Source organism: Candidatus Palauibacter sp., assembly GCF_965261555.1.
In the GTDB taxonomy this organism is placed as follows: Bacteria; Gemmatimonadota; Gemmatimonadetes; order Palauibacterales; family Palauibacteraceae; genus Palauibacter.
In genome coordinates this window covers 3,617,305-3,636,448 of the sequence record NZ_OZ253465.1, presented here as the reverse complement: position 1 = coordinate 3,636,448, position 19,144 = coordinate 3,617,305, and the positions used below count along the sequence as shown (strand labels likewise).

Below are 19,144 nucleotides of genomic sequence, written 5' to 3'. Positions count from 1 at the left end.
GCCATGCCGAACGCCCTCCTCCTCTACCCCCGGCACCCTCCCACCTACTGGGGCAATAACTTCTCCCTGGACATCCTGGGCATCAGGGCCGCCTTCCCGCCGCTCGGCCTGCTCACCGTCGCGGCCATGTTCCCGTCCCGCTACAACCTCCGCGTGGTCGACCTCAACGTCACCTCGCTCGAGGACCGCGATCTGGAGTGGGCGGACCTGGCCTTCACGTCGACCATGATCGTCCAGCGCCCGTCCCTGGAGCAGGTCGTGGAGCGCTGCAACCGGGCCGGGCTGCCGGTCATCGCCGGCGGACCTCACCCCACCACCTTCCACCGCGAGATGGAGGGCATCGACCACTTCGTCCTCGACGAGGTCGAAGAAACCTTCTCCGCCTTCCTGCAAGACCTCGAGAACGGCACGGCGAAGCGCGTCTATCGAGCCCCGAGAAAGCCGGACGTAACGGTCACTCCGCTGCCGCGCTTCGACCTCATCGACATGAACGACTACTACTCCATGTGCCTGCAGTTCTCGCGAGGGTGCCCCTTCGACTGCGAGTTCTGCGACATCACCAAGCTGTACGGCCGCGTGTCGCGCACGAAGACGCCCGAGCAGATGGTGGCGGAGTTCGATCACCTCTACGAACTGGGATGGCGCGGCCCGCTCTTCCTGGTCGACGACAACTTCATCGGCAACAAGCGCGAGGTAACGCGTCTCCTCCCGGCGATCGCCGAGTGGCAGAGGGAGCGCGGGCACCCGTTTGCGCTGTCCACCGAGGCCAGCGTGAACCTCGTCCGCATGAACGACCTGATGGACGTCATGATCGAGGCCGGCTTCGACACCGTCTTCCTGGGGATCGAGACGCCCAATCCCAAGGCGCTCGAGAAGATGAAGAAGCCACAGAACATCAACATGCGGGACGACAACTACCTGTTTACCGCCGTGCGCAAGATCCAGCAGAAGGGCATGCAGGTTCAGGGCGGCTTCATCCTCGGCCTCGACGAGGATGACGAAACCGCGTTCGACGCCCAGATCGACTTCATTCAGGAGACGGGGATCCCGATCGCGCTCGTCGGCCTGCTCACCGCGCTCAAGGACACCAACCTGTGGGAGCGTCTGGAGCACGAAGGCCGACTGCTGGACAAGCCCATCGAGATCAACGCCACCTCCCTGAATTTCAGGCCGCAGATGGATCCCGCCACGCTGGTGGAGGGATATCTGCGGGTCATCGGGACGATCTACGACTCGACGCTGGAGAACTACTTCGAGCGCTGCCTGACCCTGCTGGAACACCTCAACCCCGTGCCGCACATCCACAAGCCGGTGAGCGAGCACGCGCTCTTTGCGGGGATCATGGGAGTCCGGCGACGCCTGACCAAAGACCAGCTTCCGGCGTTCTCACGGTATATCGCGAAGGTCTCCAAGGACCATCCCCGCATGATGCCCCTGGCGATCCGACTCGCCGCGAGCGGTCATCACTGCGAGAAGTTCACCCGCCAGCAGACAGTCATCCGCGAATTCAAGGAGTATCTGGACGCGGAGTTGGCGACGGTCCGCGATGCCGGCCCGGAGCCGACGCCGGCAACGGACGCGGGGGACGGACTCCGGCAGGTGGCGCTCGACCGGGCCGATGCCCGGCGGAGGGCCATCCCGGAGGAGTTCCGCTACGCCGGAGACGGCATCTCCGAAGCGCTCGCAGCCTTTGAACTCGCGCTGGACCCCGAGGCCCGTCCGGCCCGCCTAACCCGCGGAAACCTGCCGCTGGCGGGCGATACCCCCGAACAAGGAGAAGCGGCACGTGTCTGAATCGGGCGCTCTGCGCCGGGAGGTCCCGCCGCTCACGGGAGCACTGCCGTCGCAGTGCCGGCACGATGTCGATTCGCTGCGCCGATTCATCGACGAGGCGTCCAGCCGTTCCCGGGCGACCGCCCCGGCCGATCCCTCCGACTTCCGGGAGGTCCTGCTCACCGGAGCGACCGGCTTCCTCGGCCGTTTCCTGCTGCTGGACCTCCTGCGGCGGAACCCGAAGCTGACGGTGACCTGCATCGTGCGCGCGGATGATGCCGACCACGCCCTGGCGCGCATCCAGGCCGCCCTCGAAGAGGCGGAAATCCGGGATGACGAACTCGCGCCCCGCATCCGCGCGCTGGCCGGAGACATCCACCTTCCGCGTTTCGGCCTGGAGCCGCCCGATTTCGCGGATCTCTGTGAGCGGATGGACGCCGTCTACCACCTTGCCGCGAGCCTGAGCGTCGCGACTCCCTACGTCGCTCTGCGCGAGACCAACGTGCTCAGCATCCGCGCCGTGCTCGACCTGTGCCTGACCACGCGCCTGAAACACATCTTCTTCACGTCGACCATGGGGATTTTTCCCGAGTACTTCTGCGGCTTCGCGAACGAGTATTCCGGCAGCCGCATCACGCACCAGATGCAGCCGGACATCGCGAGCATGAAGCGCGCCTTTCCCCTCGGCCTGCTCGGGTATCCGTGGACCAAGGTCGTAGTCGAGCAGGCGCTGCTTCACGCGACCCGGGCCGGGGTGCCCGTGGCCCTGTTCCGCCTCCCGCACACCAACGTCGCCAGTACCGGTTTCGGCAATGCCGACGATGTCGCGGTGCGAACCGTGGCCTCGGTCGTGGATGTGGGACGGATGCCGGAGGGATTCACGTTGCAGTGGAGCCACGCTGCGGTCGATGTCGTTTCCGGCACCATGGCGGCCATCTCGCTGAATCCCGACCGGCGCTTCACGATCTATCAATACTCCGAAGACCCACCCCTCGGGTACGAGATGCAGCTCGCCGACCTGGGACTGTACTACAGGACCGTTCCCTACGAGGCGTTCAAACGGGCTTGTCTGGCCCGCGGCGAGCGGTCACCGCTCCACGGGTTCTGGCATCTGATCGATCACGGTGCGCCCTACTGGTTCAGCGGGGACGCGACCGCGCCGTCCCTTCGAGTCTGCAACCGCGCCTTGCGGGCCGACTGTCCGGACCCGATTCAGTGGCCGAGCGCGTACATCATACTCCAGAGTTCCCTCGACTGGTTGCAGGCCCATCGCGATCGATGGCCCTACCGCATACCCGAGAGCCGCCTGGACTACGACGGCCTCGAGAGCCGCGCCGAATCGCTCGCGCGGGAATACGATGTCCCCTTCGACGTGGCGTTCCCCGCCTGGAAGCTCGAGGGACTCAGGCGGTTCGTGCAGGCGCTGGCGGCCCCCGAGGCCCGGGTCCGGATCGAGAGACACGGCTACATCGCCTTCGATCTCACCCGCCGGTTGCGCAACAACGCGTCCCTGGAAGCCGAATACCGACGCCGACCGGAGATCGCGGCACAGGACGTGAGGCGGCCGGTCTTCATCGTCGGGATCAACCGGACCGGCACGACCCTCCTGCACCGCCTGATGTCCCGCGACCCGAGGTTCTGGACGCTGAGCGGCTACGAGTATGTCGAGCCGGTCCCGGCGGGCGGCGACGACGCCCCTCCGCCCGGCTCGGCCGAGGATCCGCGGCGGGCCTTTGCGGAAGAACTCCTGAACGCGTCGGGGATCGTCGACATGTTCAAGGGGGTGCATCACTTCGACGTGAACGAACCGGAGGAGGACCTCGGACTCCTCAGGATGGTTTTTGCGGCCTGGGGCGCGACCATCTGGTTCCACATCCCGGACTTCGCCCGCTGGCTTGCCGGCATGGACATGTCGGAGAGCTACGCCTTTCACCGCCGCGCGATGCAGAACTACACGCATCAGCGGCGGCAGCGGCGAAACGGCGGAGGGGGGCAGTGGGTGCTGAAGGCGCCCTTCCACCTCTTCGAACTGGAATCGCTGATCGCGGCGTACCCGGATGCCCTGTTCATTCAGACGCACCGCGAGCCCGCCGAGTTCATGGGATCCTGGTGCAGCCTCGCCGACCGGATCTGCAGTCTCTCCTGCCATCCCCGCCCGTCCGACGATCTCGGGGCGGAACAGCTCGAGTTCATGAGTCGCATGCTGGATCGCGCGGTGGAGTTTCGCACCGGCCATCCCGAACTCGAAGACCGGTGGATGGACCTCAGCTACTACGACCTCGTAAAGGACCCGATGGCCATGGTGGCCCGCATCTACGACCGGTTCGGCTGGCCGCTGGAGGAGGAGGCCGCGGTCGCCATGGAGGACTGGTTCGAGGTGCAGGCCGCACACCGGCAACGCGAAGAACGGCACACATACGATCTCGCCGCCTTCAACCTGACGCGCGAGAAGGTCGACGCGGCGTTTTCGCGCTATCGGGATTTCCTCTCGCGCGAAGGGCACCGATCGCCCCTCGTCCCGTGAGGATCCGGCTCGGTCATGAGGGTTTGGTTCGCGCGCTCGTGACGCGTCAGTCGCCGACCCAGACCGTCTTCACGTTCACGAACTCGCGGATCGCGTGGGGGCCGAGTTCCCGCCCGTAGCCCGAGCGCTTGACGCCGCCGAAGGGGACGCGGGGATCGGAGGCGGACATCCCGTTGATGAAGACGCCGCCGGCCTCCAGGTCGCGGACGGCCCGGGCCCGTTCCTCGGGGTCGTTCGTCCAGATGGCGGAGCAGAGGCCGAACTCCGTCGCGTTCGCCAGCTTGATGGCCTCGTCCATGTCGGCGACCGGGAAGATGCTGGCGACCGGACCGAAGATCTCGTCATCCGTGGCCGGGGACCCGTCCGGGATATCGGTGAGCACGGTCGGCTCGTAGAACCATCCGTGCCGGTCGGGCACGCGCCCGCCCGTGGCCACCCGGGCGCCGGCCGCCACGGTGGCCTCCACCTGCTCCGCGACCGCGTCCCTCAGGTCGCGGCGGGCCAGTGGTCCGATCTCGACGTCGGCCTCCTTCGGGTCGCCGACCTGAAGCGTCGCCACGCGTTCGACGAGCCGCTCGGTGAACTCGTCGACGATCGAACTCTGGACGAGCATCCTCTTGGCGGCGATGCACGACTGGCCGTTGTTCCACATGCGGGCATCGACGGCGGTCGCGACGGCCCGATCCATGTCCGCGCTCTCCATGACGATGAAGGGGTCGCTGCCGCCGAGTTCGAGCACGGTCGTCTTGATGCGGCGTCCCGCCTCGGCCGCGAGCGCGGAACCGGCGGCGACGGAGCCCGTGAGAGAGGCCGCCTGCACGGTCGGGTCGTCGAGTACGCGCGGGATGTCCTCGACCTCGACGAAGACGTTCTGGAGTACGCCCTCGGGGAATCCGGCACGCGAGAACAGTCCCTCGAGCGCGACCGCGCACTGCGGCACGTTGGGCGAGTGCTTGAGCAGGAAGACGTTCCCCGCCAGCACCGTCGGCACCGCGGAGCGCATGGCCTGCCAGAACGGGAAGTTCCACGGCATGATCCCGAGCACCGCACCCAGGGGATGGTACTCGACCCAGCAGTGCGTGCCGGTGGACTCGAAGCGCTCGGGCGCCAGGTGCTCGGCCCCGTGCTCCGCGTAATAGCGGCACACCCAGGCGCATTTTTCCGCCTCGGCGACCGCGCTCGCCAGCGGCTTGCCCATCTCGCGCGTCATCAGCAGGCCGTACGCCGCCTTGCCCCGCTCCACGAGTTCCGCGAGCGCGAGAAGACGTTCGGCCCTCTCGGCCACCGGCACCCGCCTCCACACCTCGAACGCGTCCCGCGCCCGCTCGAGCGCCGCGTCGATCCCGGCGGCATCGAGGGCGGGGAACGAGGCGAGCCGTTCCTCCGTGGTCGGGTCTATGCTCTCAAAGGGCATCTCGTCCTCTCTCACGAGACGTTACGATTAGCAAAATCGTCCGGTTTTGAAGCTTGGGCCGCAAGCCCCGGCTGGACCCCGACCCGGAGCCGTGCATGACCAGAGCCAAGACGGAAATCGCCGCGGACGACGAGAGCGCCGCCGCCACGGCGCGTTTCGAAGCGGATCTCGCGCGGGACCTTATGTCCGCTCGTGACGGGCGCGGGACGACGCAGCCGCCGACAACGCGGGCGGAAGGGTTCGGGCTGGATCAGGCCTATCGTGTCGGCGCGGTGCTCGACCGCCGGCTCCAGCGGCGCGGATACCATCCGATCGGCTGCAAGGTCGGGTTCACGAACCGGGCGATCTGGCCCCGATTCGGGCTGGATGAACCGATCCTGGCCCCGGTCTACGACCGTACCCTGCGGCTCGCCAGGCCGACGGCCGAAATCCCGATCGGGATGTTCCACGCTCCGATGATCGAAGTGGAGGTCGTGTTCGGATTCGCGCAGGAGGGGACGGACGAGGGACGTCCGGAATGGGTCGCGCTCGGGTTCGAAATCGTCGATTGCCACTACCCCGAGTGGCACCTCACGCCGGCGGACTCCGTCGCGGATTTCGGGCTTCATGGGGCGCTCGTCGTCGGCCGGCCGGTGAATGTCCGCCAACCCGGATTCGACGAACGGGTGGCCCGCCTCGACGACCTGGAGGTCCGCCTCTTCCGAAACGAGGCGCCGGTGGCCTGCGGACGCGGGAGCGATGTCCTCGGGCATCCGCTGGCGGCGCTGGAATTCGTGCCGCGGCTCCTCCCGCGCTTCGCCGGTCAGGAGGACCCGCCCTCCGGCGGTGTCGTGAGCACGGGGACGATGACCGCCCTCGAGCCGCTGTCCCCCGGTGAGCGGTGGCGTGTGGAAGCGGCGGGCGTGGACCTCCCCGGCATGGAAATCGTGCTCACCGGGTGAACGGGCTTGCCCGGTTCGGCGCCACGATGGAACATAGCAGCGCCATGTGACCGCCGGCCCACGCGCGAGCGCCGTCGCGACCGCACCGAACCTCCCACGGGGAGCACGCATGCCGGAGTCCTCAGAGACAGGGACCGAGACGGCCCGCTGGGCGAAGGTCATCGATCACACTCGGTGTATCGGCTGCCACGCCTGCACGACGGCCTGCAAGTCTGAGAACGAGGTCCCGCTCGGCGTCACCCGCACCTACGTGAAGTACGCCGACGTGGGGACCTTCCCCGCCACGCGACGCGCCTTCCAGGTCACGCGCTGCAACCAGTGCGACGACGCGCCGTGCACGACCGCGTGCCCCACCCAGGCCATGTTCCGCCGCCCCGACGGGATCGTGGACTTCGACAAGTCGATCTGCATCGGCTGCAAGGCGTGCATCGCCGCCTGCCCCTACGACGCGATCTTCATCAACCCGGACGACCATTCGGCGGAGAAGTGCAACTTCTGCGCCCACCGCATCGACATGGGGCTGGAGCCGGCCTGCGTCACGGTGTGTCCGACGGAGGCGATCATCGTCGGCGACCTCGACGACCCCGAATCGAAGGTCTCGCAGTACGTGGGGCGCGACCCGGTGAGCGTCCGGCGGCCGGAGAAGGAGACGCACCCGAAGCTCTTCTACAAGGGAGCGCACCAGGCGACGCTCGATCCGCTGGCCGCCGTCCGTCCCGGAGGCGGGCTGTACATGTGGAGCGAGCAGCCCGGGGGCTCGCACGAGATCGGCTCGGGGCAGCCGCACCCGATGGGGACGGACGGGCGGCACGGCCCGAACTCCTCGGTCGCCGCGATACTCTCCTACGACATCTCGCACACCGCGCCGTGGGACTGGCGCGTGAGCCTGTACACGCTCACCAAGGGGGTCTCCGCCGGCGTGTATCTCGCGGTGCTCCTCCTCTGCCTGCTGGGCGGGCTCGCGTGGCAGAGCGGAACCTGGCTCACTCTCACGCCGCTCCTCGGTCTCGCCGCGCTCGCGCTCACCGGCGGGCTCCTGATCTGGGACCTCGAGCACCCGAAGCGCTTCTTCCTCATCTTCACGAGACCCCACATGAAGAGTTGGCTCGTGCGCGGCGCCTTCGTGATCGCGGGTTACGGCGCGGCCCTGACCGCGCACCTCGGGGCGGCGCTGGCCGGCGGCGACGGCGCCGCGGAGACGACGCGCTGGATCGCGTGGGCGGGGGCGCCCCTGGCCGGCATGACCGCGGTCTACACGGCCTACCTCTTCGCGCAGGCGAGGGCGCGCGATCTGTGGCAGAATCCGCTCCTGCCGCCGCACTTTCTCGTACAGGCGGTGCTGGCCGGCGGCGCGGCCCTGATGCTCTTCCCGCCGCTCGGCGGCTCCGCCGCGCTGGGCCGGCTCGTGGGACTCACGGCCGCCGCGCACCTCCTGCTCGTGCTCGCCGAACTGACGCTCACGCACGCGACGGCCCACGCCGCCCTCGCCGCCCGGAACATGGTGCGCGGCCGCTACGCCCCATGGTTCTGGAGCGGCATCGTGCTCGTGACGCTGGCGGCCGCCCTCACCGTGAGCCCGGTCGGCGGCGCCTGGGTCGCTCCGCTGATCGGCATCGCCGCCCTCGCGGGGCTCCTCGCGCACGAGCATGCGTACGTGCAGGCCGGCCAGTCCGTGCCCCTCGCATGAGCGATCCGGGCGGCCCGGGCCGCAACGGCTCCGGCGCGGGCAGCAACGGCTCGGGCCCGGACGACGTTTCGCGACGGCTCCACGAACTCAGCGAGCGCGTGAGCGCGGCGCGCTCCGAGACGGAGAGTCGCGGCGAGACCTTCTATCCCGGCCCCAGCCGCGCCCAGCTCGCCGCCTTCCCCCCGCGGGAACGCTGGGACGACTGGGTCGAACTCGACTCGAAGGCGTGGCCGGAACGGCGCGAACGGCGCTACATGCTCGTGCCCACGACCTGCTTCAACTGCGAGTCCGCCTGCGGGCTCCTGGCCTACGTCGACCGCGACACCCTTCAGGTGCGGAAGTTCGAGGGGAACCCGGAGCATCCGGGCTCCCGCGGCAGGAACTGCGCCAAGGGCCCGGCCACGCTGAACCAGATCGTCGACCCCGACCGCGTCCTCTACCCGCTCAAGCGCGCCGGCGAGCGCGGGGAAGGGAAGTGGGTGCGCGTCTCTTGGGAGGAGGCGCTCAACGACATCTCGACGCGGATCCGCAAGGCCATCGACGAGGGCCGCCAGCGCGAGGTCATGTACCACGTGGGGCGTCCGGGCGAGGACGGGTTCACGGAGCGGCTGCTCGCGGCCTGGGGCGTCGACGGCCACAACTCGCACACGAACATCTGCTCCTCCAGCGCGCGCGCCGGTTACCAGTTCTGGCTCGGCATGGACCGCCCCAGCCCCGACCACGCCCGCGCGGACGTCATCCTTCTCGTGAGTTCGCACCTGGAGGCGGGGCACTACTTCAACCCCCACGCCCAGCGCATCCTGGACGGGGTCAAGAAGGGGGCGCGGCTCATCGTCTTCGATACGCGCCTGTCGAACACGGCGACGCACGCCGACCACTGGCTCCCCACGCAGCCCGGCTCCGAGGCCGCCGTCCTCCTCGCGATCGCGAACCACCTGATCGCGACGGGGGCCTGGGACCGCGACTTCGTCCGGCGCTGGTTCAACTGGGAGGAGTACCTCGCCGCCGAGAAGCCGGACCTGCCGCGCACCTTCGAATCGTTCGAGGCCGTCCTCCGCGAGCTGTACGAAGCGTGCACCTTCGAGTGGGCGGCGGAGGAGTCCGGCGTGGATGCGGAGCAGATCCGCGAGGTCGCCGAACTCGTCGCCCGGGCCGGTTCGCGCCTCTCCACGCACAACTGGCGGAGCGCCGCATCGGGCAACGAGGGCGGCTGGCAGGTGGCCCGGACCCTCTTTTTCCTCAACGCCCTCACGGGTTCCATCGCGACCCCCGGCGGCACCTATCCGAGCACGTGGAACAAGTTCATCCCGAAGCCGATCCGGATGCCCCGGCACCCCGAGCACTGGAACGAACTCACGTGGCCCGAGGAGTATCCGCTCGCGATGTACGAGGTCTCCTTCCTGCTCCCGCACCTCCTCAGGGAGGGACGCGGCAAGCTCGACGTCTATTTCACGCGCGTGTACAACCCGGTGTGGACGAACCCGGACGGGTTCGCGTGGATCGAGGCCCTGACGGATGAGGAGAAGGTCGGACTCCACGTCGCGCTCACGCCGACCTGGAACGAGTCCGCCTACTTCGCGGACTACGTCCTTCCGATGGGACACGGACCCGAGCGGCACGACCTCCACTCCTACGAGACCCACGACGGACAGTGGATCGGCTTCCGGCAGCCGGTCCTCCGCTCCGCGCGCGAGCGTCTCGGCGAGCGGGTGGCGGACACGCGCCACACGAACCCGGGCGAAGTGTGGGAGGAGAACGAGTTCTGGCTCGAACTTTCCTGGCGCATCGACCCGGACGGAAGCCGCGGCATCCGCGAGTTCGTGGAGTCGAAGGAGAATCCCGGGCAGCGCCTTACGGTGGACGAGTACTACGCCTGGATGTTCGAGCACTCCGTGCCCGGCCTGCCGGAGGCGGCCGCCGCGGAGGGGCTCTCGCCGCTGGACTACATGCGCCGCTACGGCGCCTTCGAGGTCGCGCGCGACATCGGCCCGCTTCACGAGCGGCCCGTTCCGGCCGAGGAGATCGAGGACGCGCGGGAAGACGAGTTCGGCCGCATCTACACGCGGGCCCCCGCCTCCGCCGCGGTGAACCTCGCGCCCATGGGCGCGCCCGACCCGGATCCGGAGGGGCGGCGCCCGGTCGGGGTTCGCGTGGAAAACACCATTCGCCGCGGATTCCCGACCCCGAGCGGCAAGCTGGAGTTCTACTCCCCCACGCTCGTCCGCTGGGGTTGGCCCGAGTACGCCGTTCCCGCCTACATCAGGAGCCACGTGCACCCGGCCGCGATGGAGCCGGACCAGATGTGTCTCATCTCCACCTTCCGGCTCCCGGTGCAGATCCACACGCGTTCGGCCAATTCCAAGTGGCTGGACGAGATCGCCCACACGAACCCGCTCTGGCTCCACCCGTCCGACGCGGCGCGCAAGGGGGTGAAGACGGGCGATCTCGTGCGGGTCGAGACCGAGATCGGCCATTTCGTCCTCAAGGCGTGGGTGACCGAGGGGATCAAGCCGGGCGTCGTCGCGTGCAGCCACCACATGGGGCGCTGGAAGCTGGCGGACGCCGGTGCATCGGGCCCGAACGGGGGCGAACCCGGAACGGCCGGGCGCGGCGAGCGGGAACGCGTCGCCGGTCAGCGGCAACTCATGGCGACGGTCTCCCTCAGCGGGAAAGACGGCGACTGGAAGCTGTCGCGCAGGCAGGGCGCGGCGCCGTACGAGACCGACGATCCGGACACGTCGCGGATCTGGTGGACGGACGTGGGCGTCCATCAGAACCTCACCTTCCCGGTGCACCCCGATCCCGTGTCCGGCATGCACTGCTGGCACCAGGCGGTGCGCGTGGTCAAGGCGTCGCGGCGCGACCGCCACGGGGATATTCACGTCGACACGGAGCGGTCGCACGAGGTGTACCGGCGCTGGCTCGACAAGACGCGCGGAGCCCGGCGGCATTCTCCCGACGGGACGCGCCGGCCGCACTGGCTCATCCGGCCCGTGCGTCCCGTGCGCACGGCCTACGACCTCCCGGAACCGCAGGGCTCGAAGTCGCCCGACCCGGACTTGGGGAATACGGATGGGGGGCAACTTGACAGCAAATCGAGGCCCCCATCTACTTCATAATGTGAAAGTGAACAGTGCCGCACGCGCTGTCAGCGCGGGACATTAGGCGATGGAGCTTTTTCGCGCCCTCGGCGCGCTTCTCGATGGTCCGTGCGGGGAGAATCGGCTCATCGGCCACCTCCTCGAGCTGGGCCCGGTGCCGGACGAGCCCACGCACAACGACCTCTTTCTCTTCCAGCTCTACCCGTACGCCTCCGCCTTTCTCGGTACCGACGGCCACATGGGCGGGGAGGCGCGCGACCGCGTCGCCGGGTTCTGGCGCGCGCTCGGAACGACGCCCCCCGATGATCCGGATCACCTTCGAGCGCTGCTCGGGGGCTACGCCTGGCTCGTGGAAGCACAGCAGAGCGGGAACGGAAAGACGGCGCAGGCCTGCCATGATGCGCGGCACGCCTTCCTCTGGGAGCACCTCCTCTCGTGGGTCCTCCCCTTCCTCACCAAGCTGCGGCAGATCGCGCCCCCGTTCTACCGGGAGTGGGCCGACACGCTCGAGGCCCTCCTCTTCGGCGAATCGGCTCGCCTGGGGCCGCCGACGCGACGCCCGCTCGCGCTGCGCGAGGCGAAACCGGTGCCCGACCCGCGCCGGACGGATGGGGACAGCTTCTTCAACGCCCTCCTGAGCCCGGTCCGCAGCGGACTCGTCCTCACGCGCGCCGACCTCGCGAGAGCCGCGCGCGACCTCGATCTCGGTCTCCGCGTAGGTGAGCGCGCCTACATTCTCCGGTGCATGATGTCGCAGGGCCCGCGCGCGACGCTGGACTGGCTCGCGTGCGAGGCGCGGGACTGGACGCGCCTCCACGACCGCGGGGGGACCACGGCGCCGGAGGTCGCGGACTTCTGGACGCAGCGCGCGACCGCGACGGGCCGCCTCCTCAGCGACCTCAGCGCCGATATCGACTCCGACACCACCGCGAACATCAGCGCCGACCTCAGCGCCGACCTCAGCGCCGACCTCAGCGCCGACGCTCATAATGGCTGACGCGGGCGGGAGCCCGCCTCTTCATCCGGGACGTTTCCGGGCCGTCTTCCTTCTCCTCCTCGTCCTCGGGATCAGCCTCCTCTTCCTGGAGATGATCCGGACGTTCCTCACTGCGCTCTTCCTGGGAGCGATCCTCAGCGGCCTCATGTACCCGGCCTACCGGACGCTGCGCCGCTGGTTCGGCGGAAGGGATGGGCTCGCCTCCTTCGCCGCGGTCGGACTGTTCGTCATCCTCCTCATCGGGCCGGTCACGGCGTTCCTCGGCATCGTCGCGAACCAGGCCGTGCAGGTCACACAGTCGGCGGGCCCCTGGATCGAAGACATGCAGGCCCAGCTGCGGCAGCCGGGCGGGGTCGACGAACTGCTCGACCGGATTCCCTGGCTGGACTCGCTGCGGCCGTACCAGGAGCAGCTCCTCCGGAAGCTGGGCGAAGTCGCGGGATCCGTCGGCGGTCTGGTGGTCGACTGGCTCGCCGGCGTCACGACGGCCACCGTGCGGGTCGTCTTCCTCCTGCTGCTGATGCTGTACGCCATGTTCTTCTTCCTGAAGGACGGCCGCGGCGTGCTGCACAAGGTCCTCTACTACCTCCCGCTCTCCGACGAGGACGAGCGCCGCATGCTCGACCGCTTCGTCTCCGTGACGCGGGCGATGGTGAAGGGGACGTTTCTCATCGGCATCGTGCAGGGCGCGCTGGCCGGGGTCGCCTTCTGGGTGGTCGGGATTCCGTCCGCCGCCTTCTGGGGCACGGTCATGGCCGTACTCTCGATCGTCCCCGGGATCGGATCCGCGCTCGTGTGGCTGCCCGCCGCGATCTACCTCATCGCCGCGGACCGGATCGGGGGCGGCGTCGGGCTGATCCTGTGGTGCGGCCTCGTCGTGGGGACGCTGGACAACCTCATGCGCCCCTGGCTCGTCGGGCGCGACACGCGGATGCCGGATCTGATGATCCTGCTCGGCACCCTCGGCGGGCTCATCGCCTTCGGCATGGCCGGGGTGCTCATCGGCCCCATCGTCGCGGCGCTCTTCATCACCGTGTGGGAACTCTACGGCGAATCCTTCCGGGACGTCCTGCCCGCCACCGCGTTCGGCGCGTCGCCGCCGGCGGAGACCGGCGCCGCGGAGCCGGAGCCGGACGTTGCGGTGGCGCCGGAACGGGAAGCCGCCGCGGCCGATGCCACTGCGCCGGAAGCCCCCCCGCCCGAGGCGTAGCCCGATCCGCCGAACGGCATGAGCGGGAACCCGCTCGACCGGCTGCGCGCGAGCGGCGCGGCGCTCTCCCGCGTCACGGAACGCTGGGTGCCCGACGCGTGGGTCATCCTCATGTCGCTCACCGTGGTCGCGCTCCTGCTCGCGGTCACCGGGGGCGGCGCCTCGATCCCGGAGGCGGGGCTGGCGTGGGGCGCCGGCGTGTGGACGCTGCTGGAGCTGGCGATGCAGTTCTCCATCGCCATGGTCGCGGCCCACGCGTGCGCCTCGTCGCCGCCCGTCTACCGGCTGCTCGACCGCCTCGCCGGCTGCCCGAACCCGGAGCGCCCCGTCCAGGCCGTCGCCCTCGCCGCCGGGTTCTCCATGGCGGTCGGCTACCTCAACTGGGCGTTCGGGCTCGTCGGTTCCGCGCTCTTCGTCCCGTTCATCCTCAAGCGCAACCCGCGGGCCGACGTGCGCCTCGTCATCGCCGCGGCATACATGGGCATCGGGACCGTGTGGCAGTCCGGCCTCTCCAGCTCCGCCCCGCTCATCATGGCCACGCCCGGCAACCCCCTGCTGGAGCCGGGGACCGGCGCGCCCGTCGTGGACCGCCTCTATCCCGTCACCGAGACGCTCTTTCATCCGTTCAACCTCGGGTACGCAGCCGCGATGCTGCTCGTCGGTCTCGTCGCCGCGATGGCGCTCCACCCGCACCGCGATGTCGTCACCCTGACCGAGGCGGAGGTCGACGAGATCCTCCCGGCGCCCCCGCCGCGCGCCGAGGCCGGGACGACGCCCGCCGAGCGGCTCGACCACTTCCGCGGCTGGTCGCTCCTCGCCGCCCTCCTGTTCGCGTATCCGCTCGCCCACTCGATCGTCACGCGGGGCTTCGGCGCGAGCTGGACGATCAACGCCTACAACACCGTGTTCCTCGTCCTCGCGATCGTCCTCCACGGCCGCCCGACGTCGTTCCTCCGCGCCTGCCGCGACGGCGTGGGCGCCGCGTGGGGGATCATCCTCCAGTTCCCGTTCTACGCCGGCATCTTCGGCCTCATCCAGAACACGAACCTCGGAGGCTGGCTCGGCGAGCAGTTCGCGGAGGTGGCCACGACCCGGCTCTATCCGCTCGTGGTCTACGTCTATTCGGGGATCATGAGCATGTTCATCCCTTCGGCGGGCTCCAAGTGGATGATCGAGGCTCCGTACGTGATCCCCGCCGGAGAGGCGCTCGATGTTTCCGTCATGACGGTGCTCCTCGCCTACACGTACGGAGATTCCGCCTTCAACCTCATCCACCCGTTCTGGGCGCTCCCCATCCTCGCCGTGACGCGGCGCCGCTTCGGGGAGATCCTCGGGTACGCCTTCCTTCTCTGGCTGGCGACGATCCTCCTGGGCGTCGCGACCATGCTCGTGATCCCGATCCGCTGGTGACGCTCGTGAAACCCGGGACCCCATGAAGACCCTGCTCATCTTCCGGCACGCGAAGTCGTCCTGGGACCAGCCCGGGCTCCGCGACCACGACCGGCCCCTCAATCCCCGCGGCCGCCGCGCCGCGCCGCGCATGGGCCGGTTCCTCGTGGAACGGGACCTCGTGCCCGACCGCATCGTGAGTTCGACGGCCGTCCGCGCGCGCACGACGGCGGAACTCGCGGCGGCGGAGTTCGATCGGGAGGTGGAGATCGAGACGACGAGCGACCTCTACGGCGCGTCCCCCGACGGCTACATCGAGGCCGCGGAGGCGATGGGGGGAGCGGCGGAGCGGCTGATGCTCGTCGGGCACAACCCGGGCATCACGTCTCTCGTCTGGCAGTTGACGGGCAAGGGCGAGTACATGCCGACCGCCGCGCTCGCCGCGGTGGAACTGGACATCGATGACTGGTCCGAACTGGGGTCGGTCCGCCGCGGCCGCCTCATCGGCTTCTGGCGCCCCAAGGCACTCCCGTAACGTCAGCGCCCGCCCGACGGGATCGTGACCGAGAGCGTGTAGACGAGGTCGTCGAGCGGGGAATCGTCGCCGCCCCCGGAGTTGGCGGCGATGTGAAAGACAACGGGCGCTTCCGTCTCGGGGGCGCGCCACTCGAAGGTCCACTCGATGGCGCCGTCGGTCGGTGCCGAGCCCGCGCGGGTGTGCTGGACGTACTCGGTGTCGCCGCCCTCCGGACGGAAGACCGTCACCCGGTCGTCGAGCGGCCGGATCTCACCGGCCCCGGCCCCGAGCCGATCCCCGCCTTCGAAGCGGAACGCCCCCTGGAAGCCGGCCGCGAGCATGTCGAAGCTCTCGAAACGGACCGTCACCGGGTGGCGCTGGCCGGGCCGGTAGCCGCCCTCGAGTCCGATCACTTCCAGCGTGCCCCCCGGTTCGTTGAGCGGGGCGCCGAAGTGACAGGTGGCGCAGGTCGGCTCCCCGAAGCCGCCCGTGTGGCCGGGCGGCGGTCCCTCGATGTGCGGTGGGGTGTGCGCAGCGGCGTGTGGCCGGGCCCCGGAGTCCCACGCAGCCGCCGCGACCATCGCGAAGAGGCCCGCGGCGCACAGCGCGGCCGCGGGCCCCGGGAGAGACATCAGCGCGAGCGCGGCGACACCACCGCCCGGCCGACCGTGTTCACGTCCGCCCCGAACCAGATCGAGTCCGTCGCCGGATCGTAGTACATGTGCCGGATCGTGCCGCCCCCGCTCGGCACGTCGAGCGTGCCCACGAACTCCTCCGTGTCCGTGTCGAAGCCGACGAACCGGTTCGGCTGGATCCCCGTTTCGACGAGCCACACGACATCGTACTTGTCGATCGCCACGCCGTAGGGCCGCGACTCCTCGCCCGCGGGCAGGTCGTATTCCCGCTGGAACCCGCCGCCCTCGACGACGAGACCGATCTTCCCGCGGCTGTAGTCGACGTACCAGACCCGGTCCTTCGAGTCGATGACCAGGCGGCGCGGCCGCGCGCCCTCGGGCAGGTCGTAGCCGATGAGTTCGAAAGAGGACGGCTCCACCATCCCGATGAGGTTCGTGTTGAAGTGCGCGATCCAGGGCCGGTTCTCCGAGTCCAGCTTGACCCCGTACGGACGGCTCGAACCCATGCCGCGGCGCGTCTCGACCTCGGGCGCCTCCACGAGCCGCACCTCCCGCGACTCCTTGTCGAGGAAGCCGACCAGGTTCCCGCCCTGCACCGAGAACCATATGTCCCCGTTGTCGTCCCAGATCAGCGTGTGCGGATCCCGCGCCCGCTCATCCGGCATCATGATCTTGTCGATCTCGCCCGTCTCCGGATCGATGATCCCGATGTGGTTCGCCCGGTTGCCGGCGTAGTAGACCATCCCGTCGTCGTCGACGATCAGGTTGTGGGGCCCCGTGCCGTCGTCCATGTCGTAGCGCCTGAACTCTCCGCTGGCCGGGTCCAGCACGGCGGCGTAGTGGGCGGCCTGTCCCACGAACCAGACGCGGCCGTCCGGTCCGACGAACGGGTCGCGCGGACGGCTGTCGGGGTAGGGGACCGTCCATTCCTCGATGGTGAGAACGTCGGTGGCCGCGGTATGGTCCTGCGCCGCCGCCTCCGCCGGGCCGATGAACGTCGCCGCCGCCGCGAACCCTGCCGCCGCGAGCGTCGCGATCCGAATTCGATGGATCATTTCCCTGCCTCCTCGATCGCTGTTGCCGCTTCGTGCCTCGCCGCCCGCACCTTGGGCGTCAGATAGATATTGGCGGTCAGGCGGCCCAACAGAAAGCCGGTGAAGGCGGCGGTCGCGCCGACCCAGCCCAGCCCCCAGCCGACCGCGACGAACACGAGGGCGACGGCCGTGATCTCCGCGGCGGTCCCGACGATGATCGGACCCGTCGTCCGGTGCCGGATCAGCGTGCCCCGCTGGAGCGAGAGGAGGACGCCGAGGAAGGGGACGGGGGTGAGGACCCGGGCGGCCGGAATCGCGAAGGAGGCGAGTTCGGGCGTCAGGCCGGACACGTGGACGAACCAGAGCTGCGAGAGCGGGGTGAACGCGAGGAGCGCGAGGATGCCGGAGAGCGTCGCGCCGAGGCCGAGCGCGAAGCGGCGAATCTCCTCGTAGCCCTCGTTTCCCCGGCCCAGTAGCGCGATGACCGCATCCTGGAAGCTGAGCCCCACGGAACGGAAGATGAACCCGAGCGAGTACACGACCGGGAACACGGCGAGCGACTCGACCGGCGACGCGGCGCGACCCATGAAGAAGGTGAGCATCGGTTGGATCGCGATCCCGATCAGCGACGTGAGCATCAGGGGAAGGTAGAAGCGTCCGATCTCGCCGAAACGCAGTTCGCCGCCTTCGGTCCCCGCGCCCGACGCCGGATCGGCGGTCGAGACGCCGACGCGGCCGATCTCCGCGATGTCGTGGGGGTCGGACGAGACCGTCACGGGGTCCGTCGCGTCCGCCCGCCGGCCGGCCGGAACGAGCAGGGCGCGAATGGCGTTCCGGGCCATCCACCGCGCGACCGCCGCTTCCATCACGACGCCGAACGAGAGCGCGGAGGCTCCGACCGCGGCGCCTGGAAGATCCGTGGCGAGGGCGAGGATGAGCGCGGCGACCGACATCGAGACGAGCCGCACGACGGTCCCGCCCGCCACGAGCCGCGTTCGCCCGGAGCGGATGAGCACGCCCTGCCAGAAGCGCCGATAGCCGATCGCCGCCGGCCATGGCAGGAAACACCACAGCGCCCCGTACGTCAGGCGCGCCAGCTCCTCCGGTAGCCCGAGCGCCCCCAGCATGAGCCCGCGGTGCACCGGCGGCACGAGCACGACGAGGAGCATCAGCGTGGAGAAGGCGTTCAGCCCGTGCGCGAACGTCCGCAGCCGCCGGTAGGAGACGGCGTCCTCCACGAGGGCCGTCGAGGCGCTCAGCAGCATGATGACCGGCGCCTCCATCAGCACGGCGAGCGCGATCGCGACGCCGTAGGCCGCCAGCCCCAGCGTGGGCTCCGGCAGCCGCGCGACGACCGCCGCCAGGTAAGGCCCCTCGAACGCCATCATCAACCATGTGGCGGCCAGCGGGGCCCAGAAGGCGAAGATCCTGCGGGCGGAAAGGTCGGTCGTCGCGCGGGTCGAGGGGGCGGGGGAAGCGGTCAGCGGAGGAGATCTTCCAGGCGCTCGAGCGACCATGTCCACCCGAGGCGGTGTCCCTCCGCGGCTTCGGCGGCGGGGAAGCCTTCATGCACGACGACGACCTCGGTCGACGCTCCGTCGGCCCGGAACTCGACCGTGACGAGCGTCTCGCCGACCGCGGACTCCGGCTCCTCCCAGTCCCACGTATACACGAGCCGGTTCGGGGCGTCGACTTCGCGGTACACTCCGAACGCGGTATGGAGCGTCCCCTCCTCCGCCTCGATGAGAAGGCGGTACGGTCCCCCGGGGACGAGATCGACCTTCGATTCGCGAATCGTCCCGCCCGGGGGGCAGGACCACTGCCGGATCCGATCCGGTTCGGTCCAGGCGTGGAACACCGCCTCCGGGGGCGCGGGAATCACCCTCCGGACGCGGCAGCGTCGATCTGCGGAATTGGTCATC

The 19,144-nt window shown here is 69.5% G+C and carries 14 protein-coding genes; 9 read left to right on the top strand and 5 right to left on the bottom strand.

Going from position 1 to position 19,144, the window contains the following annotated elements:
- The first annotated feature begins 3 nt into the window (after window positions 1–3).
- Together ACQY5G_RS15830 and ACQY5G_RS15825 are read left to right on the top strand one after the other, a co-directional pair.
- Complete coding sequence (locus ACQY5G_RS15830; protein WP_428275580.1) at window positions 4–1,794, top strand: B12-binding domain-containing radical SAM protein; 1,791 nt, start codon at window positions 4–6, stop codon at window positions 1,792–1,794.
- On the top strand, window positions 1,787–4,297 hold the full coding sequence (locus tag ACQY5G_RS15825) for an SDR family oxidoreductase (RefSeq protein ID WP_428275578.1): 2,511 nt from the start codon (window positions 1,787–1,789) through the stop codon (window positions 4,295–4,297). Before ACQY5G_RS15830 ends, ACQY5G_RS15825 begins: the two co-directional genes overlap by 8 nt.
- A 46-nt stretch (window positions 4,298–4,343) precedes the next feature.
- Here ACQY5G_RS15825 and ACQY5G_RS15820 read toward each other — a convergent pair whose 3' ends face one another.
- A complete protein-coding gene (locus ACQY5G_RS15820; RefSeq protein ID WP_428275576.1) occupies window positions 4,344–5,711 on the bottom strand; it encodes an NAD-dependent succinate-semialdehyde dehydrogenase in 1,368 nt (455 codons plus the stop codon).
- A gap of 95 nt (window positions 5,712–5,806) precedes the next feature.
- Between ACQY5G_RS15820 and ACQY5G_RS15815 the strand changes: the two genes are divergently transcribed.
- The 7 genes from ACQY5G_RS15815 (at window position 5,807) to ACQY5G_RS15785 (ending at window position 15,571) form a co-directional block, all read left to right on the top strand.
- A complete protein-coding gene (locus ACQY5G_RS15815; RefSeq protein WP_428275574.1) occupies window positions 5,807–6,652 on the top strand; it encodes a 2-keto-4-pentenoate hydratase in 846 nt (281 codons plus the stop codon).
- A 109-nt stretch (window positions 6,653–6,761) separates the two neighbouring features.
- Entirely contained in the window at window positions 6,762–8,339 is a 1,578-nt protein-coding gene (locus ACQY5G_RS15810) for a 4Fe-4S dicluster domain-containing protein (protein ID WP_428275572.1), read from the top strand.
- On the top strand, window positions 8,336–11,458 hold the full coding sequence (locus ACQY5G_RS15805) for a molybdopterin-dependent oxidoreductase (protein WP_428275570.1): 3,123 nt from the start codon (window positions 8,336–8,338) through the stop codon (window positions 11,456–11,458). The genes ACQY5G_RS15810 and ACQY5G_RS15805 overlap by 4 nt, the downstream gene beginning before the upstream one ends.
- 49 nt (window positions 11,459–11,507) lie before the next feature.
- Window positions 11,508–12,437 (top strand): TorD/DmsD family molecular chaperone, encoded by a 930-nt coding sequence (locus tag ACQY5G_RS15800; protein WP_428275568.1) that lies wholly within the window; start codon window positions 11,508–11,510, stop codon window positions 12,435–12,437.
- On the top strand, window positions 12,430–13,647 hold the full coding sequence (locus ACQY5G_RS15795; RefSeq protein WP_428275566.1) for an AI-2E family transporter: 1,218 nt from the start codon (window positions 12,430–12,432) through the stop codon (window positions 13,645–13,647). The genes ACQY5G_RS15800 and ACQY5G_RS15795 overlap by 8 nt, the downstream gene beginning before the upstream one ends.
- An 18-nt stretch (window positions 13,648–13,665) precedes the next feature.
- Window positions 13,666–15,057, top strand: a complete 1,392-nt coding sequence (locus ACQY5G_RS15790) for a TIGR00366 family protein (RefSeq protein WP_428275565.1) — start codon at window positions 13,666–13,668, stop codon at window positions 15,055–15,057.
- 22 nt (window positions 15,058–15,079) lie between these two features.
- A complete protein-coding gene (locus ACQY5G_RS15785) occupies window positions 15,080–15,571 on the top strand; it encodes a SixA phosphatase family protein (protein ID WP_428275563.1) in 492 nt (163 codons plus the stop codon).
- A 2-nt stretch (window positions 15,572–15,573) separates the two neighbouring features.
- On the opposite strand, the gene ACQY5G_RS15780 is transcribed toward ACQY5G_RS15785, so the two are convergent.
- From ACQY5G_RS15780 to ACQY5G_RS15765, 4 genes are read right to left on the bottom strand one after another with little or no spacing between them, the layout of a single operon-like run.
- Window positions 15,574–16,185, bottom strand: a complete 612-nt coding sequence (locus ACQY5G_RS15780) for a choice-of-anchor V domain-containing protein (protein ID WP_428275561.1) — start codon at window positions 16,183–16,185, stop codon at window positions 15,574–15,576.
- Window positions 16,185–17,243 carry a virginiamycin B lyase family protein gene (locus ACQY5G_RS15775; protein WP_428275559.1) on the bottom strand — a complete coding sequence of 353 codons (1,059 nt, stop codon included), beginning with the start codon at window positions 17,241–17,243 and terminating at the stop codon, window positions 16,185–16,187. The genes ACQY5G_RS15780 and ACQY5G_RS15775 overlap by 1 nt, the downstream gene beginning before the upstream one ends.
- Window positions 17,240–18,739, bottom strand: coding sequence for a hypothetical protein (locus ACQY5G_RS15770; RefSeq protein WP_428275557.1), 1,500 nt, complete (start codon window positions 18,737–18,739; stop codon window positions 17,240–17,242). Before ACQY5G_RS15770 ends, ACQY5G_RS15775 begins: the two co-directional genes overlap by 4 nt.
- Window positions 18,703–19,143 carry an SRPBCC family protein gene (locus tag ACQY5G_RS15765; protein ID WP_428275555.1) on the bottom strand — a complete coding sequence of 147 codons (441 nt, stop codon included), beginning with the start codon at window positions 19,141–19,143 and terminating at the stop codon, window positions 18,703–18,705. The genes ACQY5G_RS15770 and ACQY5G_RS15765 overlap by 37 nt, the downstream gene beginning before the upstream one ends.
- Window position 19,144: the final 1 nt, after the last annotated feature.